The organism is Nocardia sp. NPDC004568, from assembly GCF_040609955.1.
GTDB lineage: Bacteria > Actinomycetota > Actinomycetes > Mycobacteriales > Mycobacteriaceae > Nocardia.
On sequence record NZ_JBEXLL010000169.1, the window covers coordinates 1 to 2823 of the forward strand.

General features: G+C 70.9%; 2 protein-coding genes. Both read right to left on the reverse strand.

What is annotated here, in order from left to right; translation table 11 throughout:
* Positions 1-211 precede the first annotated feature (211 nt).
* Positions 212-1606 carry a HAMP domain-containing sensor histidine kinase gene (locus ABZV91_RS32305; protein ID WP_355249506.1) on the reverse strand — a complete coding sequence of 465 codons (1395 nt, stop codon included), beginning with the start codon at positions 1604-1606 and terminating at the stop codon, positions 212-214.
* Entirely contained in the window at positions 1606-2325 is a 720-nt protein-coding gene (locus tag ABZV91_RS32310; RefSeq protein ID WP_355249505.1) for a response regulator transcription factor, read from the reverse strand. Before ABZV91_RS32310 ends, ABZV91_RS32305 begins: the two co-directional genes overlap by 1 nt.
* Between the last annotated feature and the right edge of the window lie 498 nt (positions 2326-2823).

Consider the following 2823-nt stretch of genomic DNA (forward strand, 5'->3'; position numbering starts at 1 on the left):
GGCCCCGGAGCAGCGGCTCCGGGGCCGAGTCCGTTCCGGTGCGGCCTGCCCGGGGCCACGGACGTCCGATACGGACCGATGTTCCGCCGCGCCTCTCCCGGGCAGTGTCCGATCCCGGTCCTGGCGCGCGCGACAGGTGGCGCGGCGCTGCCGCGATCAGGGGACACCGACTCCCGTGGCCGGAGGTCGCCCGGCGAGGGTGCCCGCCGCGTCAGGCCGACCCGGCGCCCGCGGTGCCGGAGGCGACACTCCCGGTCCGCCGATTCGGCAGGACCAGCACCAGCCGCACGCCACCGAGGGTGCCGTCGTCGAAATAGGCCCGCCCGCCGTGCAGCTGGGCCTGCTGGGCGACCAGGGCCAGACCCAGACCCGATCCGCCCTTGCTGGCCCGGCTGCCCCGGGCGAAGCGGGCGAACACGCTCTCCCGCTCGGCGGCCGCCAGCCCGTGCCCGTTGTCGTCGATCGAGAGGACGATGGTGTCGTCGGCGGCGCGGTGGGCCGACAGCAGCGCCTCGGTGGCGCCACCGTGCCGGACCGAGTTCTTGACGGCGTTGTCCACCGCCAAGCGCAGGCCCGCGGGTAGGCCGCGGGTGACGAGTTCGGCGTCGGTGTCTATCCGGACGGTCAATCCGGGGTAGTGGCGCATGGCATCGTGGGCGGCCTGGTCCAGCAACTCCGCGACATCGGTGTCGATATGGTCGCGTTCCGAGGTCAGGTCACCGGAGGCGAGTCGTTCCAGCGCGGCCAGTGTGGTCTCCACCCGCTCCTGGCTGCGCTGTAGATCGGCGAGGATCTCGGCACGCTGGGATTCGTCGAGATCGAGAGTCGCCAGCACTTCCAGATCGGTGCGCATCGCGGTCAGCGGGGTACGCAGTTCGTGCGCCGATACCGCGGCGAAATCCCGGGCGGTCTCCAGGGCGGCGGCCGTCTCGGTCTGCGCCTGATCGACCCGGCGCAGCATGGTGTTCACCGCGTCGGCCAGCTGTTCGGCCTCCAGCACTCCGGAACTGTCGACCGGTTCCGGAGTGGCGTCGCCGTATCCGGTGCGTGCCCCGACCTGCCGGGTGAGCACCACGATCGGCCGGACCGCCCGCCCGCCGAACAACCAGCCGAGACCGGCCGCGGCCGCGATCGCGAGCAGACCGCCGAAGAGCACCCAGCGCTGCTGTTCGGCGGTCAGCTCGGCGGCCTCCGCCGCGGGGATACCCAGCGAAACCGAACGGCCGGCGGGTTGATTCTCCGTAGTGGTCAGCACCCGGTACGGAGTGTCGTCCACGGAGACCGTCTCGGCGCCGGGCTCCAGGTCCGGTAACTCCACGGAACTGGAGGCGAGGACCCGGTCCTCGTCCCGGACGGTCAGCGCCATATCGCGGTCGGGACCGAGCAGATTCACCACCCCGACGGCGACCACCGGCTCGATCAGCACCAGCCGCGAAGCGATCCGCAATTGCTGATCGGTCTGCTGCAGGTTGTTGTGCTCGATGGCGGGGACGGCGATGGCGCTCACCACCGCCACGATGAGCACCGCTCCCGCCGCGGCCGCCCCGGCGACTCGAGTGCGCAGCGAATACGAGCGGCGGCGTCTTCGCCCGGAAGAGTTACCGATCACTTCGTTTCCCGTAGTACGAACCCGACGCCGCGAATGGTGTGCAGCAGCCGGGGCGTCCCGTCGGCCTCCAGTTTGCGACGCAGGTAGCCGACGAATACGTCCACCACATTCGTATCGGCCGCGAAATCGTAGCCCCAGACCAGTTCCAGCAATCGCTCCCGGCTCAGCACCACGCCGGCATTGCGCGCCAGGGTCGAGAGCAGCTCGAACTCACGTTTGGTCAGCTCGATCTCCCGGCCGGCCAGCATCGCCCGGTACCCTGCCGTATCCACCTGGAGCGGGCCGACCGAGACGACATCCGGACCGCCGGACGGGGTGGCCGTATCGGTGCGCCGCCGCAGCAGCGCCTTGATCCGCGCCACCAGCTCCGCGAGGACGAACGGTTTGACCAGATAGTCGTCGGCACCCGACTCCAGGCCCGCGATCCGGTCCCCGACCGAACTGCGCGCGCTCAGCACACAGATCGGTACCTCGTTCCCCATCGCCCGCAGGGCCGTCACCACCCCCGCCCCGTCCAGCACGGGCATGTTCATATCGAGGACGACAGCGTCGGGCGCCTCCTCCGACACCGCACGCAGCGCGGCCGCCCCGTCCCGGGCGATACTCACCCGGAACCCGGACAATCTCAGACCTCGCTCCACCGACGCCAGTACATCCTCGTCGTCGTCGACCACGAGCACCGCCGGATTGCTGATCCGCTCCGTCACACCGTCCATTATCTCTGGCGCCGCCCGCGTAGGCGTGGGGCGCGGCTCCCGCGGCCCCGGCGTGGCGCCCCCCGGCCCAGGCGGCCCGCGACGTGCGGTTGGCAGACTGCGGAATCCCACTGTGGAGCACCTCCCGTCGGTGGATGGGCCTCCACCCGTTGCGGGCCTCGGCGAACTCGGCGCCGAGGTGGTGCGTCTGTCGGTGAAGGCGGCCGGACGCGAAGTACTCGCACCGATACGAGGCGCAGGAGTGAGGAGTCCGTTCGCGCACGCCGACCGACGCCGGGCGTACCCGAGGTGGCGCCAGTGGTATCCATTTCACCGGCCGTGTGCGGCCCGGCGCAGAACGCAGCCGCAACGCGCAGGAGTCCGGATGCGAACCGAGCCATTCGCATGCCGACGCAACCCCCTGCGTCGAGTGTTGCGAGACACCTCCAAGGGTTGCGGCCCGTCTCGCCGTTTCGGCCTCGAAGCGCATGCGCCGCAGGCGCGAGTCTCGAGGCCGAA

Bases quoted from the DNA above. Each gene is read 5' to 3' on its own strand.
- ABZV91_RS32310 (WP_355249505.1), bottom strand. From the start codon at position 2,325: ATGGACGGTGTGACGGAGCGGATCAGCAATCCGGCGGTGCTCGTGGTC.